This is a genomic window from Nitrospira sp. MA-1, from assembly GCA_032139905.1.
Lineage (GTDB): Bacteria > Nitrospirota > Nitrospiria > Nitrospirales > UBA8639 > Nitrospira_E.
Map to the genome: position 1 here is coordinate 178,934 of JAQJDB010000006.1, position 21,820 is coordinate 200,753.

The window sequence follows — 21,820 nt, forward strand, 5'->3', positions numbered from 1 at the left end:
TAGCATCTAGCGGACCTTGTTTGAGCCTTGCGAGTTGGTCCGCCCTCCGCAAGTTGGCGTCCGTCCCCTCTCATGAGGCCAGACGGGGCGTCAATGGTTTTGGGGCCGTTTGCCGAAACAAAAGACCCTCGTCTGCAGGGGCGAAACCCGGCACCACCGAACATCACGTTGATACGAGAGTTGGGGAATCGGCCATAAATCATTTCATTCCCAATTCTTTCGACGAGGGAGCCAGTAATTTTGTATGATCCTCCAAAAATTCATCTCGATTATTCCACCGCATTCGATAGTGGAGTTTGGAGTTGCGCAGGGTCTAAGGGATAGTTTGAGATGACACAGAGGTAAATGTGCTGTTGGAGACCAGATGGTCGGAGGCGCAAGATGAGAGCCATAGGAAATCCGGGGCACTCCGCTTAGCTCACATTGTCCGGGCAACTGTTTTGAAACCAGGTTCGTTGATGCCAACACAATTGCCTATTAGGACCCCTCGGCGGCTGACGTCGGCTTCGCTTAGTAGAGGGGCACGGGAGTTGGCGGAGGTGGATCCCGATTTGGGTGATGTCCTCGGTCGGTTGGGCGAGCCTCCGATGTGGGGGCGAGAACCCGGATTCCCTTCTCTCATTCAGATTATCCTTGAGCAGCAGGTGTCGCTGGCCGCGGCGCGCACGATGTATCAGCGGCTTTCCAGCCATCTGGATGGGATGACTCCGGAAGCGGTCTATGCCATTCAAGTGAACGGGTTGAGGAGTTTCGGGCTGACGAGGCAGAAAGCCGGCTATTGTTTTGGTCTTGCCGCACGCATGCTCGACGGTAGTCTTGATCTCAGTGCTGTTGCCCGTGGTTCCGATGATCGTGGACGGCAGATCTTATTGGCGGTTCCAGGGCTCGGGCCATGGAGCGTGGATATCTATTACCTGATGGCGCTCCGACGTCCCGATGTCTGGCCTCATGGGGATTTGGCCCTGGCGGTCGCGCTCCGTGAAGTGAAACACCTGATGGTTCTCCCGACGAGAGATGAGCAGCAGTTCCTGGCCAGCGACTGGGCTCCGTGGCGCTCGGTTGCTGCCAGGATTTTGTGGACGCATTATCTTAACGCACGGGGTCAGTACCTGCCTTGGGGGTAACACCGCGATGCCAGGCCAACCCTCGTTGCACTCGCGAGGCTGATCGTCCAGGATAGGTATCCCAGAAACATCGTTATTTCGTCGGCATATGAACAGCACTCTATTGTCGAGGAGATCAACCCCTCCCTTTACGCATTTGGGTTTGAGGTCTTCTTTGACGGTCTCGTTTTTCTCTGAGATACACTTTTTCTGGTCGGATTCCGGAGTGTCAGTTATTCCATATATAAGGTTCCTGAAATCTTGGGAGAACGAATACCATGTGTTACAAGGAGGTCCCCAAATCCTTTAAGAGCAGTTTCAGGAGGTCCGATGCCCCTGCGGCGGGATTTGTAAAGCTGAAGGAGGCAGGATACGTCTTGGACCTGTTGCCCCTTGTCACTTGGATCAGGACTTTCACACCTGAAGAGGGAAGAACCGAGAGAGTGGTGCCCACAGAAATTCCCGTGACCATGGGGACATTTTCCTCACCCTTCTCCAGAGAGGTGGCGATGTCATTGAGTGCTGCATCCACGCTGTTTTTGGCATATTGGAGTATCTTCCCGTTCACGGTCAGGCCGATATTTTTTTCAGGCAGTCGGGCAATCCATTGGGGAACGTGCTTTTTAACGTCATTTAGTTGATTGACTGTCCCGGTCGCCAATATGGTGATGGTTTTAATCTTGAATCCATATCGAGATACCGTGTGAGTCTTATTCTTTAATGCCCAATTGACGAGGGCCGTGACATCGGCGGCAAGAGTTGCCTTGGTGCTCTTGTTAAACCGCTTGCTAAACGCGCTCAGGGTTTGCAGGTAAGGCGCGACTTCTTTTGTAGCCTCCGCACGAATGTACACAGTTTTCGAAAAGGGCCATTTTCCATAGGTTTTTTTCTGCGGTAATTTCTTTATCCTCGCGTTGATCGTCTTGATCACCTGGTTGCATATCGCTACGAGCATGGCTTTTACGCCATTGAGACTTAATTCATGTCCCTTTAAGGCATCCAGGGCTGTCGTGGTTAATTGTCGTGCATTGTTCAGGGCATCCCGGGCTTCATGGCTTACCTTTTGTATTTCCCCGCGCAAGGCCGTGCGCAATTCTTGCGGGATCGTTAAGTCGATTGTTGCAGTCAACGGTCCACCGGTGGCAGGAAAAATAGCCGTGAGTTTCTGGATCGTAACCCCATGAAGCGCTGCCCCCTTGATTTGAGTGGTCGTCAGGGTGAGTCCATTCTTCGAAAAGGCTATCAATCCTCCTGCGGTGAATGGTCCGTTACCTCCATAGTCCCATGTGATATCTCCCCCAATAGACATCGCGGTTTTCGATATTGTCCATGTTCCGGCGATCGAACACTTCGGGGTGACGTTAAACGTGAGTTGGGTGAAGAAGCCCTTCTTGTCGACAACCGTCAGCAGATCGACGCCGGTCATGAGGCGGTTCTTCCACCAAATACCTGTACTGCCCTTGATACTGAGTAGAGTCGAGGTGACCGTGATCGCACCCGCAATCTTCATCGTAAAGGCATTGCCAAGCGTTCCGGTAAACTGGACGCCTGTGCCAAACCCCTTGCCGGACACTTTTGAGTCGATGGCCGCTAATCCAAAAGCACTCTGTAACGTGATGATGTTGTGAATCTCAAAGGTGCCGACTAATAGAATAATAAGTCCGTCACTGTTCGGGGGACCTTTGGTGGGTTTGGGTAAGAGGGCGGTTATTTGCTTGTCGGGCCCCGTTCTCATGGCACGAATTCTCTGACCGAACTTCTGCCCAGGCTTCGTCCGTACCTTGCCTGGTAAGATTTCATTTTTGAATTCTCGTGGAGTGGTCACAGCGAACCCGACCTCAATACTGAACGGACCAAAAACGACTCCCTCCTCACCGACGCGTGCCTCCACAGGTAGCGCGTTGACGAAATCTTGGGGGCTTCCTGTTTTGAACCCGTTGAGCAGGTTGGCCAACGATTTCCATACACTCCACGTTGGCAGTCCGGTCTTGGTGCCAAGAATCGCCCCTCCGAGATACGGAGGGAGCTGAAGGTAATTGGGTCCGATCATGAACGGCAGTTTGAATCCTTTCGGCGCAACTTCTGGATCCAACTTGTATGTCGCTTTGGTAAAGAAGGGAAGCAGTTGGGAAAACAGACCAATCAGGGCAAACAACCCGCCATCGGGTTGAGGGAAGGACCAACGGCTTTCGGCCTTGAGCATTTCCCAGCCGAAATATGAAATGGCGAGTTCCTTATAGAAAAGCGGAACAGGCACCGGAGAACCTGCAGGGAGCACGGCGAGTAACTGATCAATAGTGTAGGAATATTGAAAGGCTTTGCAACTTGTTTTGCCATCAATTAAATAACCGGTGGTCAGACAACCTGCGAGTGCCAACAGGTCAAAGCGGTCGAACTTGCCTTCCAATTGAAGCAGGAACAGTGAGCCACTCAGGATTTGGCCGAATGATAGCGAGGTTAATTGAATCCCCAGCAATTCAGGTAGGCCAAAGGGTGGACCGGCAAAGGGCAGTAACAATTTAAGAGGTTGAGGATTCGGATTGGCCTGTGTGCGGGTGGTCACGTCCAGCTTCATTCCACCGGTCCCGCTAACTTCAATCGCAAAGCTGAGGTCTTGGGGCATGACGAATGCCAGATACTCATTGAGTTGACCGGGGGTTCGTTCGAGAATCGCATCACCAAGAGAGACCAGTTCATTGAGCGCGTCGATGACCACTGGCGGAATGCGAAGGGACGGAGATTTCTCCTGGAGTTTGGCAAGCCAGGGATCAAAGGTGAGCCGGTTATTCTTCACCAATGCGATATCGTCTAACGGAATGGCCTTGGGTATGAGTTCCGCCATAGGGCCCAGTCCTGCCTGGGTGAGAGCTTCCCTCAGTGGAGTCAACGGCAACTGTAAAGGTTTTTCAATGTGGAATTCTCCGGCTGCCGTCCACCCGAGCCCGTTGTAGCGAAACGTCGGCAGAGGGCAGCTAAGCTCGCCGAACAAACCATTCGGCCCCAAGGTGATGTGATACAAGCCTTGCTCATCCGGCTGCATGACATTGATCGGAGACCCTTGAAGTTGAGCGCTGATCCCTTTCTCCGAAAGGCTCAATTGCAGACCCGTCGCGGTGGAAAGCGGATTCTTCTGATTCCGCTTGGCGGTTTTGAAAAATTTCAACCAGGGGAGACCATTCCTCCCGACGCCAAAGACACGGTTGATCTCGTCTGACACAGCCACGTCTATTGTCGCCTGCAGGGCAAGCTTAGGCTCTGTTGTCGATCCCTTGCCGAAGCGAATCTTCCAATCACGGACATCCAGCCAGAACACGCCGAGCGACACAGTATTTCCGTTGATCTTGAGCGTGGGGAGTGCCGTGGGAGGCAACGGATTGTCCCACAGACGCGTCGTAGAAAATGCGACCTCCCCTCTGCCTGCGGACAAAGTCCACTTGCGAGGCTTTTGTGGCACAAGGCTGAGCGTAGTTCCGGGTATCTTCGCAGTCAGGAACGATGGCAGGCCCGTGAATTGGGTCGTGGCATCAGCCATGATCTGCCATCCGTCTTGGGTATGATTGATGGCTAATTCATCGAACGTGAAAACGGCCTGAGGCTTGATTGTCGAAATTCCGGTTGGAATCGGCAGCTTGAGCGTGTTGCCGTGGGGGCCCTTTGCATAAAAGGTAAAACTAACTTGTGTAGGGCTTGCCACGAACTCCACCGAGCCGGCGAAGTTGGCAGAGAAACCATCGATGCTGAGAGTGAGTTTCCCCTGCCCCTCAACACGACAGGTCGTTCCGGCCTGTTTCTTGTCAGTGCCCGTCGTGCTTCTATCCACCTGAAGACTCAAGCCGGTAATCGTCAGCTGGCCGATGCCAAGCGGGATCGTCCAGGTTTCAGTGGACTGTCCACTGAAGGAGAAGGCGCCAGTGCTGGGACTCACTGAGGCGTGCAGATCGGAAAATTCTATGTCGATGGGCAAATCGGCTGGCAGGCTCACCGCCTTAAGAAATTGGCGTAAAATTGAGGACAAACTTAACGAAACGATAGAACCTGTGAATGAGATGTTTTTTGCCAGTAGCTCAGACCGTACGTCGAAAATCAGCGTCCCCAAAATGGCTTGTCCCCAGAAGGTTGCAGAGACCGGGGCGTTATTCCGCTGCCTTTCTACGCGGAGCGCCATCTTTTTTATCGTTAATGTTTGGTCTCCGAGGGGAATTATCCACTGCCCGGTCAGCCCTGTTCGTAACGAGAGAAACCCGGTCTTCATCTGTGTGGACAAGACGGCGTTGGTCAGCCCCAGTGTGGAAAGGGTTTGGGGTAAGACCGCCTTTGGCAGAAAGGGCGCAAGCATCTTTGAGAGTGTGATGTCAGGGAGTCTTGTTGTGAATCCCCATCCGTCTGTCCGCGAATAGCTGGCTCCAAGAGCGATTGGCTGCCCGGCGACTTCCGTTCTGCCATTGAGAACGACAGTTGATTCGTTGGGAGACTGCGTGTCCAGTTCAAGCTGAAAGCCCAATTCCCGGAGTGTCACCGAGGCCGCACCAAGGGTGATGGGCCATTTTCCGGTCAAGTCTGCGACTAGCTCTATCTGTCGAGTACCTGCATCGGCCCGAATAAAACATTTTGAGATCACAAGATTCGTGGGGAGTGCGAGGGACACAGAAGGCAGGAAAATTTGGAGCACTTTCGCAAGGGCAAGCGTTTCGCCATCCCGTAAACCGCCAAACACGGTCAAAGAAGGAGGGCGGACAAAGGTTGTGAAGTGTGCCCCTGCTATGGTGCTCGCCGCATGGATGGAAATGCCCGTCTGCCGATGCTGAGGGTCAGAGGGCGAATAAACTTCGAATTCGAGCACGATGTTGTCCAGGCTCACCTGAGAGGGCCAAATAGACCAACTGGCAGTTGTGCCGACAGTCATTCTCATGGAAGAACGAGCCACCTCCTCAGACCCACTCGTAAGAATGATCGTGTTCAAAGAAAGGCCGGGTGGGCGTTGAAGGGGTGTTGGGAGTTCGCTCACCATTCTCTTTCCCAGTACATCGGTCAAGGCATCGAGCCCTTTGAGGAGGGGAACGGTGGTCGGTGGAATGGCAGAAAGCCGCACGGTGAGGCCTTGGCTTTCCTGTGTAAATATGACCTCGATCCTGGCATTGGTGAACTTGTAGAAGGAGCCCCTGCCTTTAACGATTAATTGTGTGAGAGATGGGAGGAGTTCAACGCCTTGAAGGTTCAGGGATCGATCGCTTAACAAGAGCCCGAGCAGGGAGTCGACAGCCATACAACCAGTCGTTTGCGCATTGAAAACAAGCTCAGTGCCCTTGAGGGCATTTCGCATAGACTGTTCGATTGCGGAAAGACTCATCTGTCTGAAACCTTCATGTCGGATAAGGACCTGATTGGGGAGTTTCCAGTACTTTCTCATTGAGGTGAGGTGTGTTTGGATTAATGCCATACTCCCAAAATCGTTGTTTGACGGCCTTTGAAAAGTTTTCAATTGAGTCAAATTTTGAATGTTCCTGAAAGATTTGAGCGATCAGATACGAACGGTAGGATCCGAAGGAACTGGCATCCATCACCCGAGATTTATTATCTCCGTGATTAACTGCCGGAGTATTCTTATCGATAAACCCTAGTTCAGGTGGCTCGGCTCCCTGGGCGACGCCTTTGCCTTTGATCAGACCCTGGGTCATCGGTGGAATTTTTGGGCCGATCAGTTTCATCAGTTCCGGCTCAAACCCCTCAATAATTTTCTTGACGTCTGTGATTGCAGATTCTTCATATAAATAGATAATGATGGTGTCATTTCGTCCAAGCATGGCTGGACCGGCAACTTTAGCTTCGTCAATGTTCATGTTTGGTTTTTTTGCATTCCCTTGTTCAAACAACACGGATGTAAATATTTTTTCAAAAACCGCAAGCGCGGCCTCGGTTTTCCATTCCCGCGTATTAATATAAATACGTTGAGTCACCTGCTTGTCTTCATCATCTTCATTTCGTGCCCACAGATGATAAAAGTCTTCCATCAAGTCATCGCGTAAATTTGGTGAAAATGTCCTAGGGTCCTTTGAAAGGTATACATCATGTAAGTATTTCATGAAAGGACCAATCTTCAACTTTTCGCGTGGGTCGTCAGTTGCTTGAATCAAGACCCGGTCAAAAAAATAGTCAGAAGCCCACTGCGATAATCCACAGAGTTTTTTTAAAAAACCTTTGAGCTGTGTATCTTTTTCCTCATCAGTTATGTGAGGCGTCTCTTTCTGTGTCCCTTCGTAGAGGCCATAAATGAATTCCTGTTGGCGTATTCCCGAACCGTCATATGCTGAAAAAATTTCAGATCGTTTGTCGTAGATAGTGTGTAAGAAATTATCCAGGCTGCAGGCAGAGCAAACCAAATCGCTGTTCTCAGGTCCGTTACATCCGTTATGCTTATAGGGGCAGGGCATGTGAAATCTCGTCCTTGTCTGCTCTTTGCGGATCAGATGTTAAAAAATGCATTGATGGATTGGATGACGCCCAAGCTGCCTCAAGAGGGTATCTTAATTTACCTATTCAATCAAAATTTTCTGATAACTTTTACTCCACTCAGGACACCTGAGCCATTGACCGGTTCAGGCTATCGTGGCAAATTATTTCGCCTGGATTCGTTATTGTGCATGTGTGGGGTTGAGAATATTTCATTGTTGGATTTGGGTATACGGATTCATTGGAGGCGGACGTTTGATGACAAGGTTGCACCTGCTCCACATACACAAGTCATCTCATGTTGTGAAACGCATATGACACCAAGTGCAATTGTTCGAGCATGGGTAGAGGCATTCAATCGGGCCGATGCCGAGGCACTCGCCGGCTTTTACACTGAAGACGCGGTGAATCATCAGGTGGCGAATGACCAGGTTGTGGGTCGGGCGGCTATTCACAAGATGTTCGAGGAGGAATTTGCAAAGGCGGAGATGTGCTGCATCGTTGAACGCATTTTTGAAATCGATGACTGGGCCATACTTGAGTGGCGGGACCCGCTTGGGTTGCGGGGATGCGGATTCTTTCAGGTGCTGGATGATAAGATTGTCTTCCAACGCGGGTATTGGGACAAGCTGTCATTTCTGCGTCTACATGGTTTGCCCATTCCTGACAAGCTATGAATGTCAGAATCCTGCCCTTTCGCATATCGTTGCATGGAACGTCTTGCCGTGCATTATGCCCAGGATACCGATGTTATGCGTGCATAATTTCTTAATAATATGAGGTGTCGACATTGTGAATCATGAACATCCCTCTTCGAGCACGTTGGGACGGGGCGCCACCGGTGTGATTACGCATCGTGTGCGGGACGGTCAACAAGAGGGCTATGACGCCTGGTTGAACGAAATCGGTCCGCTATGCAGAAGCTACCCGGGCCACCTGGATTTGCAGATTATCCGTCCGATTCCCGGACTCACAGCAACCTATACGGTCATCATCCGGTTTGATACCAGGGAACACCTCCAGGAATGGATGAGTTCACAGGATCGCAAACGACTCATCGAACAGGTGCGATCGCTCCTTGCTCAAGATGATGATTTTTTCATACGCAGTGGTTTGGATTTTTGGTTCACGCCCGAAGGCGCGAGAGCGAAGGTACCTGTCCGCTGGAAACAGTTTCTCGTGACATGGTCCGCCATTTATCCCTTGGTGCTTGTCATTCCGCTGGTCGTTGCCTTGGTGCTTCGGCAATTGGGCGTACCTTACAATCATTATCTGGACTTGCTGTTTAGCACCGGTTTCGTGGTATGGGTCATGGTCTATCTTGTTATGCCGCACTACACCAAACTGATCCAACGCTGGTTGTTTACCTGATTTCGATGAATCTACGTTTCACAAATAGCTGCAGTGGACAGGCATCACCGGAATCCCCTTACCCTGCTTGACATATTTCCTTTTATAACTAAAGGTCCCTCTCTGAATTATGGCAGAGTGCGATAGGAGGTTTTTGTTCGTTGGTCCTGAGGTGTGGATTCCGATGCCACAGAGGCATTTGCTGCTCGGGGACCAGACCGGTAGACTCATACGGAAGCAGTTAATCCATCGTGAGGCAGCTGGATATTTATTTCAGCTTGGAATCAGGAGGCACATCGATGCGCAAGAAAATTATTGGTCAGGTTCAACAAGGAACCGAACCGCCAGGAGACTGGTTGAATGTGGAGGAGCTTGCGGAGGTGGAAATCACCTCGGAGGACGCCGCTTATCCCATTGAGGCAGCGTTGGTGTCGGGTGGAACCACGGGATGGCGTGCCGCAGGGCTCGGGAAGCAGACGATTCGCCTGCTCTTCGCCTCTCCGCAACCGCTCCAGAGGATCTGGCTAGACTTCGTGGAAACGCGCATCGGGCGCACGCAAGAGTACGTCCTGCGTTGGTCGCCGGATGGCGGGCAATCGTTCCGGGAAATCGTGCGCCAGCAGTGGAACTTCAGTCCCGAAGGGGCAACCCGCCAGACGGAAGACCACCACGTTGACCTTCCGGCGGTCACGGTGCTTGAGTTGAGCATCATCCCGGACACCAGTGGGGGACCTGCCCTCGCGTCGTTGTCGCAGTTGCGGTTGGCCTAACTCTTGGCTAAACCGATTTTCAAAGCCTGATTCGCGGCAATGAGAAACTACGAGAACTGCCGGCTTTTCTGTCAATGAAATCCGGCGAATTTATCGGCATTTCTCCAGGAATCAGAAATGTTTACGGATGCAGTGATAAACCATCCCACCTGATTTTGGCCTAATTCATCTGAGAAATCTCCCTCCCCGGTATAAATCAGATTGAGTTCCACCATGCACCCATTGGTTGGATGATGTCTATTCAAAATTACAATTCATTTCATGCCGCATGAGATCTCCAGCGTCATCATCCTCAATGGAAACGTAAAATATCTTTTGATGGTTAAAACTTAACCTCCTCAGAAACAGAGGGACCCAAGTTTTTCTGAAAGGGACTGTTGAATATTATAAAAAATTCGCCGCTTCATCAGCTTAGGAGTCAACGAGGCTCACCAGAGAAAAATGGTGGAGTGTTCAAAAAGGCCCGTCCAGCAAGGCCGCAGCGGCTTGGACGAGCGGAGCGTACGGAGGAGTACGTGAGCACGGCGAAGGGGCGAGAACGCCGCTGGCGGCCTTTTTCAACATTCCCTGGAAATTGGAGAGATCGGGTATGAGTTGGGAAGCAGGCCGTGGGAAGGGTTAAGGATGCTCGCTTCTATGAGGAGCGTCCTGGTCGATGAGTTCCGGTTCTTCCGGATTGAGTTGGGGTCGGGACCGTTTCTTAGAGTACTGACTGGTCAATTGGTACAAAATGGGAACAACGAATAGAATAAGAAAGGTGGCGGTTAACATGCCGCCCACAACCACACGGGCCAACGGTTTTTGAGCTTCCGAACCGATACCGCTTGCGAGCGCGGCGGGAACTAACCCCAGCGCGGCTCCCAGAGTGGCCATTAACACCGGTCGCATCTGCAACTCGGCTCCTGAAAGTATCGCCTCCTTGAGGGGGATGCCGTTTCGTTCCAACTCCCGGATACTGGAGACGATTAAGACGCCGCCCAGAATGGCGATCCCCAATGTGGAAATAAATCCTACGGCAGCGGAAATGCTAAAGGGCGTATGAGTCAGGACCAGAGAGAGGACCCCCCCGATCATGGCAAAGGGAACGGTGGCGAGCACGATGAAGGCGTACCGGAATGAGCCAAACGTGAGGTACAGCAAAAAGAGAATCAGGATCATGGTCAGGGGCACGACAATCATCAGGCGTTGTTGTTCCTTGACCAATTGATCATATTGCCCCGCCCATTCGAGATGATATCCTTCCGGAAGTTGAATTTTTTCCTGTAAATGCCGTTGGGCTTCTCGAATCGTGCTTACCAGATCCCGGTCACGGATGCTGAACATAATGGGAATATATCGCTCGTGATTTTCCCGATAAATCATAAATGCGCCGGTCTGTCGAACAATCGTGGATAATTGTTTGAGCGGAATGCCGACCCCTTCAGGCGAACTGACCTGGATCTGCCCAATGGTGGTTTCGTCCTGTCGATATTGGGGAAGAAATCGAACCACTAAATCAAATCGTCGGTCCCCTTCAATCACTTCCGTGACGGCTTCCCCACCGATGGCAGCCTGAACTACGGCATTCACATCGCCGACTTGTATGCCGTAACGGGCGCAGGCTTGCCGGTCAACTTGAATCAGGAGGTTGGGTTGTCCCATGGTCCGGTTGATGCTGAGTTCCTTCACTCCGCGGATATTTTTGAGTTCACCCTCTACTTTCTCCGCAAGGGATTGAAGTTCTGTGAGGTTGTGACCGTACAGCTTGATTGAGTTTTCGCTCTTCACGCCCGACATGGCTTCTTCCACGCTGTCTTGGATGAGTTGGGAGAAGTTAACCTTGAGGCCGGGGATCGTCTCAAGACGGCCCTCAATTTCTTCCATCAGGCCTTCCTTGGTCAGGCCGGGGCGCCATTCATCCCGGGGTTTGAGATTGACGTAATATTCCACATTGAAAAAACTTTCGGGGTCTGTGCCATCATCCGGGCGTCCGAGTTGTGAGACTGCGGTAGCGACTTCTGGGGATTCCATAAACATGTTTCGCATACGGCTGGCCAAGGCGGCGGCATCTTCAAACCGGATATCGATCGGCATGCGAATCCGCACCCAGAGGTTCCCTTCCTCTAACGCCGGCATGAATTCTCCACCCATGAAGTTGAGTGCTAAAACGGTGACCAGCAAGAGCATACCCACCGCACCTAGTACCGGCTTTTGATGATGAAGTCCCCAACGAAGAGCGGTCAGGTAGCTCTGTCTGAGCATCGAAACCAGCTTGGGTTCCTTTTCGCGCATGGGTCCATTGAGCAGGAATGAACACATGGCCGGGGCGAGGGTACAGGCCAGCAGCAGCGAACCAGCCAGGGCCAGGCCATAGGTAATGGACATAGGCGCAAAAATTTTCCCAGGGACCCCTGTCATGGTGAAAAGAGGAATGAACGCCACCACGATAATCACCGTCGAAAATAAGATCGGTCGTCCTACATGACGGGCGGCCCTGGCAATGAGTTGAGGAGGGGTGACGCCGGGTTTGGCATGGTGGCACATGTAATAGAAAATACTTTCGACCATGACCAGGGGAGCATCGACGATAATCCCGAAATCAATCGCACCCAGAGAAATGAGATTCGCGGATTGTCCCATGATGGCCATGGCCGAAAAGGTGAACAGCAGAGCAAGGGGAATCGTACAGGCGACGATCAGGGCGGTCCGGAAATGTCCCAGGAAAAAGAGGAGAACGAGGAGCACCAATACCATCCCGTTGATTAATATGTGCACCACGGTCTCAATGACGGTGTTAATCATGACGGTCCGGTCATAAATGGTTTTGATTTGAACGCCGGGGGGAAGTTTCTTTTGGTTTAATTCCTGGACCTTTTGATTGAGCCGTTCCAGGGTAGGGAGCGCCTGGGTGTCCCGTTGTAAAAGGATCACCCCTTCCAGAGTGTCCTCCACCTCGTTAATGCCGACTTGTCCTAAACGGATCGCGGTGCCAATGGATACTTTCCCAAGATTTTCAATGAAGATGGGAGTGCCGTCCTTGACTGCCACGACGACTTTGGCGACATCATCCAGACTGTCGATAAATCCTACTCCCCTGACATTGTAACTTTGGGGTCCCAAGGCCAAATAACTCCCACCAACATTGGCATTGCTATTGGCGAGGGCGGCTTTGATCTGAGCAAGAGTGACCCCATAGGTGAGAAGGGCTCCGGGATCCAGGTCTACGTGATATTCTTTTGTGGTGCCGCCAAACGCCGTCACATCAATAATCCCGGGCACCTGTTTGAATGCACGCCGGACCTGCCAATCCTGGATAGTTTTGAGGTCGGTGAGCGAATAGCCGTCACCTACTAATTCATATCGATAAATTTCTGCGATGGCCCACCAGGGTGAGAGTTCGGGTTTGACGCCATCGGGCAGATCAACGGAATGGAGCCGATTCAGCACTTCTTGGCGCACGCCATACCAATTGGTGCCAAATTCAAAATAGACCTTGAGTTCACTTAATCCAAACAGAGACAAGGAACGCACATTGGTAAGGCCGGGAATGCCCTGGAGAGCCGTTTCAATGGGGATGGTGATGATTCGCTCCATTTCCTCGGCTGACCATCCCGATTTTTGAGATATGACTTCGACAAAGGGTGGCGAGGGATCCGGGTAGGCGACCACGTCAAGGATATGAAAGGCATAGAGTCCTCCGAAGAGGAGGAAGATCCCGAATGTGCAGACCAGAGCACGTTGGACGAGTGACAGCTCGACAAGTCTGCCGATCATGATGTCGGAGGAGAAGGGGTGGCAAGGTGTTCCGAGGACAATCCCTCGTCCTCGACATTCATATCCTGGCCTTTGAGAAGTACGGCCCCTTTGACCACGATCCTTTCGCCTGCCTCAAGGCCGTGGAGGACGGACATGTGGCCTGAGGAGGGGAATCCGGTTTTAATTGGACGCTTCAGGTAATGCTTGTTTCTATCCGCGACATAGACATACATCTCCCCGTCAATTTCCAGCACCGCTTCTTGAGGAATAAGTGGATAGGGGAAACTCTCGCTCAGTTTGACATTCAAACGAGCAAACATCCCCGGTTTGAGTTTGCGATCGCTATTGTTGACGACTGCTCGTATTTTAATGGTCCGGGTTGTCTGATCCACGACATCCCCGATGGCCGAGATGGTGGCGGGAAATGCCATCTCGGGATACGCTTCGACGGTTACCGTCGCTTGTTGTTTAATTTTCACAAGTCCCAGGTCTCGTTCGTAAACATCCGCGATGACTTGCACGGTGTTTAAATCCGCTACAGTAAAAAGCACTTGATTGGGATCCCCGCTGACCGATTGTCCCGGGGTTACGGCCCGGTCCACGATGGTGCCTGAAAGGGGGCTTCGGATTTGATAGATGGATGTAATCGTCTGGTCGGCTATGGGTTTATCGAGTTCTTCTTTGGAAACCTGAAGGGCCAGGAGTTTTTCCCGGGCTCTCCTGAATTCGGCCTTGGCCTTGACGTAATCGTTTTCGGCTTGCTTTAAATCTTTTTGCGGGAGCGCTTTGATTTCATACAGGTCTTTGGCCAACCCGTAGGATCGTTGTGCGTAGGATAAATCAGAATGTTCTTTGATGAATTCCGAATATGCGGAAGCAATTTCCGGGCTTTCAATGGCGACCAGGAGTTCTCCTGCTTTCACAAAAGCTCCTAATTGTCCATGGATTTTTTGTACCCGACCGATCAGGGCTGAAGAGACCTTTGAATATCGATCCTCTCCATAGGAGACTTTCCCTGCTAAGGACAACACGGGGTGGGAAGGGCCAACGGTCACTAGGGCTGTGACGATTTGGGTCTCAGGTGTTGAGGGTGCGTGAATGGCCTTGCCCATTTTTGTAAATGTCGTGTCTGTTGTCGCGGAGGTTTCTGATGGGCTTTCCTGGCTGCAGGCGATCCCACTGAGGGTCAGGATGAACAGAACACACCGGAATACACAAGGTACGGTTGTCATAAAATGTCCTGGCCGGCAGCCCGTTCCAAGAGAAACAAGTTTCGTTGGTATTCAAACAGGGCTTCCAAATAGTTTTGAAGAATGGTCTGTGAGGTGCGGGCGGCATCGAGCAAATCTATCAGCGTCACTCCACCCTTTTGATAGGCTTTTTCGAGAATGGAGAATGTGGTTTTGGCATCGTCCAGTACTCCCGCCTGATAGGCCTCCACCAGGCGTTGGGATTGGATTAAATTCCGGAAATTCACTTCAATCTCATTTTGTACTTCCAGGGTCGTCTTGTGAAGATCGACTTGCGCGACTTGAATGGCGATTTCGGCCTGAGCAATGCCTCCCTGATTGCGGTCAAAGACCGGGAGGGGCACTTCCAGATTGAGGCTATACAATTGTTGGTTGCTCCCACCTTGTGGTCCCTGCATGGTGAACGCGCCTCCGACAATGGGATCGGGAATCCTCAGTGATTTGGCCAATTTTAAATTGGCCTGTTGCTGGGAAAGGACGAACCGTCTGGCTTGAAGGTCCGGACGTTTGTTCAACGCCTCCGTCCGAAGTTTTTCCATATCAGGTGTGACCCGTTTATAAATAAGGTCGGAGGTTAACACCAGATCCGTTGTGGGGGGGAAGGCCAGGAGTAGTCGGAGGTCGGCGAGTGCGGTTTGGACCTCCTGCGTATATTTGATGACCTGTGCTCCGAAATCTACTGCTTGGAGGCGCAGACGAATGAGATCTACTTCGGCAATGAAGCCTTTTTTAAAACGTAATTCCCCAATTGTTAAGATCCGATGAAACCGCTCTTGATTATCTTTCGCGAGATCAAGACGCCGGGATGCCAATTGGACCTGGTAATATGTGTCTTTCAGTGTGAGCGTCAGTTGACGAATGGCATCCGTGAATGTTGCCTCTGAAGCCTGGATGCCATAGCCCGCGCTTTCCATCCGATAGCCCCTTTTCCCGGCAAGCAAAAACATCTGTTCCAGCTGAGGAGTAATATAGCGAGTGCCTTCAAATGTTTGCTTACTGGTAAATGCGCCTCCTCCATAGAGCAAAAATGTTGGGTTGGGGAAAAGTTTCGCTGTGATGGCGATTCCCTTGGCATTGTCAATGCCGTACTTGGTCATCAAGAGATCAAGATTTTTTTCCAAGAACAAGGTTAAGGAATCGTCCAAGCTCAAGGTCACCGTGGTGGGAGCTGTGCCTGATGCCTGCTTTGAAGCTTTGATTAAATCCGGTTGCGCCCATGCAGTTACGAATAGGCACCCCCCCATGACCACCGTAAGAAACAGGCAGTGGATGAAACGTATGAGGAATGTCATGTTGTTGGCTGGAAATGATAATCCGTTGACGTGTGGATCACCATGAAGGGGAGGAGAGTGGAGAACAAAAGCTACTCAATGGCAACTTTTCCTTCCGCATTTTATATCCCGGGAACCGGTGGTGGGAGAAGAGATCCCAGGAAAAAAAGGAGCTTACCATATCGCCCTGGAACCCCTGAGAGCAAGATGATAATTCCACCGATGTCGGAAAATTTTGCCGTAGATACGCCTAACATTTCCCCATCCCCCGTACCTTCCTTTGGAATAAGAATAGCTCCCTGTAAAAAAGACCTTTACGGGGTCTTCATAAATTTAACCTTGCAAGAGGTATTCCATGAATTAGTTTCAGTGGCAAAGAGTGCGCTTACGAAAACCTCTATAGTAAACAACAGGTTTAAGCCGATTACAGTTGAAATGAAGGGGTTCAGGTTGGAGCAGGAAGGAACTCCAGGGAAGGGCTGTTCCGGAAAGGGACAAGCTGTCATCTCCCTGGTCAGTGGGGTCAAGCGTGACGATGAGTGGTTAACTCATCCTCACACTTCTTGGGATACCTTGTAACTGGGAAGGGGTTCACTCCCGCAAGTGGAATGGATCGTTTGTGCGAATAATTTTCATTTAGCAATGGTGATGCTGGGGACATTCCCGCGTGGGGCATCGGTGACGGTCATTTGAAACAATTGATACAGCAGGCGGAACGACTCTTGATTCCATGATCGCTTCTCCTCATCAACGATGGAATAATAATGTCCCTCATGTGTGACGGAAAGTTTGGCATTGGGGCGTTCAATAGTGGATTCGATTATGTCCAAGACCCGGACCGGATTTTCTGAGACGATTCCCGTTCCTGGATCAGGATCCACATGATACTCCGGCTCATTCGCGATGGATCGACCCAGAAAATTGAGAATGCCGTGAAAACTCCGGAGCCGAAAGGCCCCTTGTATCGGGTATTCGCCTCCAGGATTGTCGGGTCGGATATCGACCAGGATATCGTTCGGCGGCCAACGATCCGCCTTGGCCTGCAGAGCCAATCGCTCTCTATTGGAAATGGTGGTGGGGTCGTAGTTCGTAATCACGGTATGCCCGATCGACCGTTTTTGAATGGTAAAGATCTGCTTATCCGCATCCACAATGACGCGATAGTTATTTTCCAGAGTTTGGAAGTCTCCGGCAGAAAAGGAGGATAAAGGCAGGGTCCATTCCCGGTCATATACCAAGGGTTCTATATAGAGCTGATTGTTGTCCTGTAAACGGGAAAGATGAAGGACGATCTGTCGAAATTTGGGATATCCGATCTGATCCGCAGGTCGATTATAGTAGGCGGTTTCCTGATTGTTTGTGGTCGTACGGATTTCCCCTGCCATAAGCCGGAGGAGTAAATCAATGTCGACCCCTTGTCTTAGCAGGAGGGTCAATTTTCCTTCCCGGAGAGGAGTGAGGAGGCGTTGGGTAAAATCTTCTCCTTCAATGGGACTAATGGTAAACGTGGGGTTTTCAGCGATGCTGCCCCCAAAGATGGGCGCCAAGGCAAATCCGCCATCTAATCCACCTAGTGGCGGGGTAGCCCCAGCGTGAAATTGATAATTAAAGGTGGCGGCAATACTGGAAATGGCTGTGAAATGCACCGGTTGATGATGATGGGATCTGGCAATATTGAGGAGCAATTGTTCGACCAGGGATCTGGTTACCGAATGGTCATACGCAATGACCACATGTTCCAGAGCTTTCGGAGAAAAGCAGCCAGATAGCATGAAAGGCAGACTCCAGACTATGAGGCAGGCCAAAAAAGAGCTTCGCCTTTGTTCTTTTTTCACGGTGTCCTGTTCTTTAAAACACGTGGGGGTTTTTCTCTGTATGTTGATCCTTACGACACATCGAAGGATCTTTCCTGTCGGTGTTGTGCTTGGAAATGATGTTTGGATGAGAAATTTCTCTGCCCGTCCCTGAGCGTTGCATCACTCCGGTGTAACCAGAATTCCTGTAATGCGAGAGTAGCAAAGCCGCGGTTTCTGTCAAGGGAAGAAGGCGTGCCGATTCTGAATTCGCATCACCTAGACTGCCTTTCCTTGAAAGGAGGTGTCTTCATCCCGGATAGTTATTTTCCGGCGATCCTGCTTTCAAACCATGACCTTATTTCTCATAATTCCCTGATTACCAGTTAACCCAAAAGGCTGGAAAAAATCGTGGCCAGTCCCAAAAAACTAAAAAATCCTGCCACATCGGTTACGGTGGTTAAGATGATTGATGAGGATTGAGCCGGATCTTGTTTCAGGGATCGAAGAATGATGGGAATGATTGCTCCGGAAAACCCGGCCATGACCATGGAGATGATCATAGAGACACCGATGACCATGGTTAATCCCCAGGAATGGCTCCAGAAAAATACGGCGGTACACGTCGTTGCGGCCACAGCCACACCATTGGCCAAAGCGACATAGGACTCTTTTAGGGTTACGCGGAGCCACTGGGAAGGACGGATATCCCGTAACGCTAACCCACGCATGACCACCGCGAGCGCTTGAGCTCCCGTATTTCCTGATTGCCCCGCTACGACGGGGAGCAGGACGGCCAGGGCCGTAAATTGCGCAATCGTATTCTCGAACAACCCTACAACAAACGCCGCTAGAAATGCTGTGAGCAGATTAATTTGTAGCCAGGGAAGACGTTTCCGGATGGCGAATCCCGGCGGCGACAGGGCTCGTTCGTCCTTGCTGGCACCCACCATGGTTTGCATGCTTATGGTGGCCTCTTCCTTTTCAACCTGAATGATATCTTGACTGCTAATGACCCCGAGCAGGCGGCCGTCCAAATCGGTGACTGGAATAGTCAGCACTTTCCATTCGTTACAGACCTCCACAACCTGTTCCTGATTTTCCAGGGGATGAATGGTGGGTATTTCTCGCTTCATCAAGACGGCCAGATTTTTCTTTGGAGAGGCTAAAAATAGATTTCTGAGGGATAGAACGCCCACGAGGACCTGGCTGCGATCAATAATGTAGATTTCATTGAGATGCTGGGTGTCATGGGTGCGAACCTGTCGGATGGCTTCCTCGACGGTCAGGTCTTCCGGGAGGGCAAAGAATTTGACATCCATGAGCATGCCGACCGAATCCTCCGAATACTCCATGAATGGTCCAATGTCGGCGGAGACATGCTGGGGTAAGGCATCCAAAATGGCTAGACGAACCTCATCAGGCATTCGCTGGAGGAGAGAAGCGGCCAAGGCGGGTTGGAGGTGAGGAAGCGCACTCAGGAGTAACGGTTGTGGAACGATTTCGAGCAGGTCAGCGGCCAATGAGGGTGACATGACCGAGAGAATCTTTGCGATCAAGGGGGGGGGGAGATCGGCAAGTATGGGGATCACCTCCGGGGGATCATAGGACTCAAACACATGGGCGGCTTCATCCGGGAATTTGGCAATAAAAGCCTGATGCATCTGTTCAGTCGTTGCAGGTGTCGTCATGGTGTGTCCTGTTCTTTCTGGGGAGAATTTGGCGGTGTGGATGTGCTCAGGGCGTCTCCCAAGGCGGTCATTAGTCCGATTCCGGACAGGGAATAGGCTTCCCATAACTGGAGGAGCGCGTCGGAGAGAAAAGCCGGTTGATACTCAGCAGATCGTGACAGGAGAAATTTTCTCAATGTTCGATGTCGCAGAGCGCCAATAAAGGTATGGTCTTGATCGATGACCGGAAGGCTGTCGTATTGAGCCCATGCGGGGTGGGCGACAATATCGAGGGCATTGGCCGAGGCCGGAATTGTTTTCACGTTCTGCTGCATGATGGAAGATACTGTGGTCGCAGGTTCGGCTCCAAGCAACTCTTTCATGAGGATGACTCCCCGTAATTTTGTTTGATGATCGATGATGTATAGATAGTAGATGGCTTGGCCGACAGTTTGAGTCGTCCGCTGTAAGGCCTTCGCCACGGTGATGTCTGGGGGAAACGTCAGGACATGCGGGTCGGCGAGGCTGCCGGCGGTATAATCGGGTAAATTGATTGATCGACGAAGATGTGCTCCGATGGCCGGGTCAACCTGATCTAACAGAGCGGCTTGCGTAGATGAGTCATACTGTCGAAGCACTGCCCGTGCCGAATGGGCGGATAATCGTCCGAGTATGCCCGCGCTGGTTGCTGGTGGGTACTGTTTGAGAATTTCGGCTGTTGGGCCGGGAAGACAATACTCCAGGAAATCGGCGATATGTTGAGGCTCCATGGTGTGCAGTATTTCTCCCGCTGACTGAGCCGGAAGTTCCTCCACGTATCGTGCCGCCTCTGATGGATGTTCCCGGATAAAGGTTTGCCGAAGCTGTTGGGCCAAATTCATCGGGTTACTCCTCTTTTGGAGAAAGAATGCTGGTGACCTCGGTAAATTGTGCGGCAGGAATCACGACCCGTCCTTTCGCCGTATCCAGGACAACGACCATGGGGGTTATGGCTGTGACGGTGCCCGTGTAGGGTCCGACCTGAATAATTTCTCCTAATCGGACAATGGGTTGAATGTAATGGGCGGCAATCAGATTTTTCACAGCTGAACGAGAACCGATTCCAAAAGATAATGCGGCCCCGGCAATGAGTCCGGCTATGAGAATGACGATGATTTGGTTAAGCAGTGACGTGTCAATCCCCAACTCATTGATAGCCGTCACCAGAACAAGCAGGGTGGCGGCGATATAAACCGTTTGCGCGATAATGGTGCCTTGCCGGATACCAGAAGAATCGCATGCGACAGAGATGAGATCCCGCACAAAGTTTGTGGCCAGAAGGCCCAGAACAAGAATTAGTGTAGCCATGCCAATTTTGGGTAGATAGTGGACCAGTCCGGTTAACGTTTCGGACAAGAGGGCTAGACTTAATGCTTCGGTGGCTGAAATCAGAAAGAGGAGAAAGACCAGCCAAAATCCCAGAAGACCGATAATTTGTGAAATTGTTTTTTGGCTGCCGATTTTTTTGAGCAGCGATAGAACACCCGTGCCGCTCAGTAGACGATCGACGCCGATCATATGCAGCACCCGGCTCGTTCCTGCTTCAACGATTTTTCCCAATAAGATTCCCAGTCCTAACAACATCAAGGCTCCCAGGCTTTTGGGGAGATAGGCCATAAACAGTTTGAAACTGTATTCAAATGATTCCTGAAGGGTTGCGGTCCAAAGGGTGATATCCACGGGAATGACCTCCTTAGAAATAAATAAGCAGAAACAGGGTCTACATTTCGACAAAGAACTAGGCGGGCAGAGAGACGGAATTCCTTATTGCCCCTGCTGGATCGATGAATTTCACGGTGTGTTCAATCATCATGAGAGGGAATGTCCTCCCTGGGGTGGCATTCGGCGTTGTGAGCCCGCCTCTTATTCCGTGTGGTTTCCTTTTCTCCTCTGCCCTCAACCATTAATTGAGGGGGAGGTGAGAAGGTTCCGGGTTCTCAGGTGTCTCTCCCGATGCGGCTGGCGCGTTCAACGGAGAGTCCCCGAGAGGTTCGGGTTCAATTAAAGAAGGTGAGGGGTGGTCCGGTTCGGAAGCCTGCCGTGTGAGTTTGTTGACTTTAATGACCGGTGGGTCAGTCACGAAGGGTTCATATTGCTTGACGTCCAACGTGACAGAGTCCTGTTCCTCCACAAGTAAATCAATCTCCGGAACCTGTTTTTGAAAGGTGGCCAGGATGGTGCCGTTTTTCGTGGTGACCGTCATTAACAATCGGTCCTGCTGGCGTTCCTTATGCGTGACCGTCCCGGTCAGGGGATGAACTGTTTCCTGAAGAAACTGGGGTAGGTAGGGTTGAGCGTATCGGGAGACAAGAACCGGTGCCCCTAAACCCAATCCTATTCCTAAGACAAACACCGCCATGTAGACCATCAAGGATTTCATAAATATATTCTC

At 51.2% G+C, this 21,820-nt stretch carries 15 protein-coding genes; 5 read left to right on the forward strand and 10 right to left on the reverse strand.

Annotated features, from left to right (window positions below; all coding sequences use genetic code 11):
• Nucleotides 1-458 precede the first annotated feature (458 nt).
• Nucleotides 459-1,124 carry a DNA-3-methyladenine glycosylase 2 family protein gene (locus PJI16_08195; protein ID MDT3777538.1) on the forward strand — a complete coding sequence of 222 codons (666 nt, stop codon included), beginning with the start codon at nucleotides 459-461 and terminating at the stop codon, nucleotides 1,122-1,124.
• Nucleotides 1,125-1,386: 262 nt separating this feature from the next.
• On the opposite strand, the gene PJI16_08200 is transcribed toward PJI16_08195, so the two are convergent.
• Together PJI16_08200 and PJI16_08205 are read right to left on the reverse strand one after the other, a co-directional pair.
• Nucleotides 1,387-6,450 carry a hypothetical protein gene (locus PJI16_08200; protein ID MDT3777539.1) on the reverse strand — a complete coding sequence of 1,688 codons (5,064 nt, stop codon included), beginning with the start codon at nucleotides 6,448-6,450 and terminating at the stop codon, nucleotides 1,387-1,389.
• Between the two features lie 13 nt (nucleotides 6,451-6,463).
• Nucleotides 6,464-7,531, reverse strand: a complete 1,068-nt coding sequence (locus PJI16_08205) for a T3SS effector HopA1 family protein (GenBank protein ID MDT3777540.1) — start codon at nucleotides 7,529-7,531, stop codon at nucleotides 6,464-6,466.
• A 333-nt stretch (nucleotides 7,532-7,864) separates the two neighbouring features.
• Between PJI16_08205 and PJI16_08210 the strand changes: the two genes are divergently transcribed.
• From PJI16_08210 to PJI16_08220, 3 genes are all read left to right on the forward strand, one after another.
• Nucleotides 7,865-8,227, forward strand: a complete 363-nt coding sequence (locus PJI16_08210) for a nuclear transport factor 2 family protein (GenBank protein ID MDT3777541.1) — start codon at nucleotides 7,865-7,867, stop codon at nucleotides 8,225-8,227.
• 115 nt (nucleotides 8,228-8,342) lie between these two features.
• Complete coding sequence (locus PJI16_08215; protein ID MDT3777542.1) at nucleotides 8,343-8,921, forward strand: antibiotic biosynthesis monooxygenase; 579 nt, start codon at nucleotides 8,343-8,345, stop codon at nucleotides 8,919-8,921.
• Between the two features lie 278 nt (nucleotides 8,922-9,199).
• On the forward strand, nucleotides 9,200-9,670 hold the full coding sequence (locus PJI16_08220; GenBank protein MDT3777543.1) for a carbohydrate-binding protein: 471 nt from the start codon (nucleotides 9,200-9,202) through the stop codon (nucleotides 9,668-9,670).
• A gap of 618 nt (nucleotides 9,671-10,288) precedes the next feature.
• On the opposite strand, the gene PJI16_08225 is transcribed toward PJI16_08220, so the two are convergent.
• Genes PJI16_08225 through PJI16_08235 form a run of 3 tightly spaced genes read right to left on the reverse strand, consistent with a single transcriptional unit; the run spans nucleotide 10,289 to nucleotide 15,947 of the window.
• Nucleotides 10,289-13,423 (reverse strand): CusA/CzcA family heavy metal efflux RND transporter, encoded by a 3,135-nt coding sequence (locus tag PJI16_08225; protein MDT3777544.1) that lies wholly within the window; start codon nucleotides 13,421-13,423, stop codon nucleotides 10,289-10,291.
• On the reverse strand, nucleotides 13,420-14,637 hold the full coding sequence (locus tag PJI16_08230; GenBank protein ID MDT3777545.1) for an efflux RND transporter periplasmic adaptor subunit: 1,218 nt from the start codon (nucleotides 14,635-14,637) through the stop codon (nucleotides 13,420-13,422). Before PJI16_08230 ends, PJI16_08225 begins: the two co-directional genes overlap by 4 nt.
• A complete protein-coding gene (locus PJI16_08235) occupies nucleotides 14,634-15,947 on the reverse strand; it encodes a TolC family protein (GenBank protein MDT3777546.1) in 1,314 nt (437 codons plus the stop codon). Before PJI16_08235 ends, PJI16_08230 begins: the two co-directional genes overlap by 4 nt.
• A 30-nt stretch (nucleotides 15,948-15,977) precedes the next feature.
• On the opposite strand from PJI16_08235, the gene PJI16_08240 reads away from it, so the two are divergent.
• Nucleotides 15,978-16,505 carry a hypothetical protein gene (locus PJI16_08240; GenBank protein MDT3777547.1) on the forward strand — a complete coding sequence of 176 codons (528 nt, stop codon included), beginning with the start codon at nucleotides 15,978-15,980 and terminating at the stop codon, nucleotides 16,503-16,505.
• 53 nt (nucleotides 16,506-16,558) lie between these two features.
• Here the strand turns inward: PJI16_08240 and PJI16_08245 are convergent, their stop codons facing one another.
• The 5 genes from PJI16_08245 to PJI16_08265 all read right to left on the reverse strand — a co-directional run bounded on the left by PJI16_08245 (nucleotide 16,559) and on the right by PJI16_08265 (nucleotide 21,808).
• The gene (locus PJI16_08245) at nucleotides 16,559-17,698 is read right to left on the reverse strand and encodes a hypothetical protein (GenBank protein ID MDT3777548.1); all 1,140 of its coding nucleotides are present in this window, start codon (nucleotides 17,696-17,698) and stop codon (nucleotides 16,559-16,561) included.
• Nucleotides 17,699-18,105: 407 nt separating this feature from the next.
• A complete protein-coding gene (gene mgtE, locus PJI16_08250; GenBank protein MDT3777549.1) occupies nucleotides 18,106-19,410 on the reverse strand; it encodes a magnesium transporter in 1,305 nt (434 codons plus the stop codon).
• The gene (locus PJI16_08255) at nucleotides 19,407-20,270 is read right to left on the reverse strand and encodes a CBS domain-containing protein (protein ID MDT3777550.1); all 864 of its coding nucleotides are present in this window, start codon (nucleotides 20,268-20,270) and stop codon (nucleotides 19,407-19,409) included. The genes mgtE and PJI16_08255 overlap by 4 nt, the downstream gene beginning before the upstream one ends.
• Nucleotides 20,271-20,274: 4 nt before the next feature.
• On the reverse strand, nucleotides 20,275-21,108 hold the full coding sequence (locus PJI16_08260) for a hypothetical protein (GenBank protein MDT3777551.1): 834 nt from the start codon (nucleotides 21,106-21,108) through the stop codon (nucleotides 20,275-20,277).
• A 223-nt stretch (nucleotides 21,109-21,331) separates the two neighbouring features.
• Nucleotides 21,332-21,808 carry a hypothetical protein gene (locus PJI16_08265; GenBank protein ID MDT3777552.1) on the reverse strand — a complete coding sequence of 159 codons (477 nt, stop codon included), beginning with the start codon at nucleotides 21,806-21,808 and terminating at the stop codon, nucleotides 21,332-21,334.
• Nucleotides 21,809-21,820: the final 12 nt, after the last annotated feature.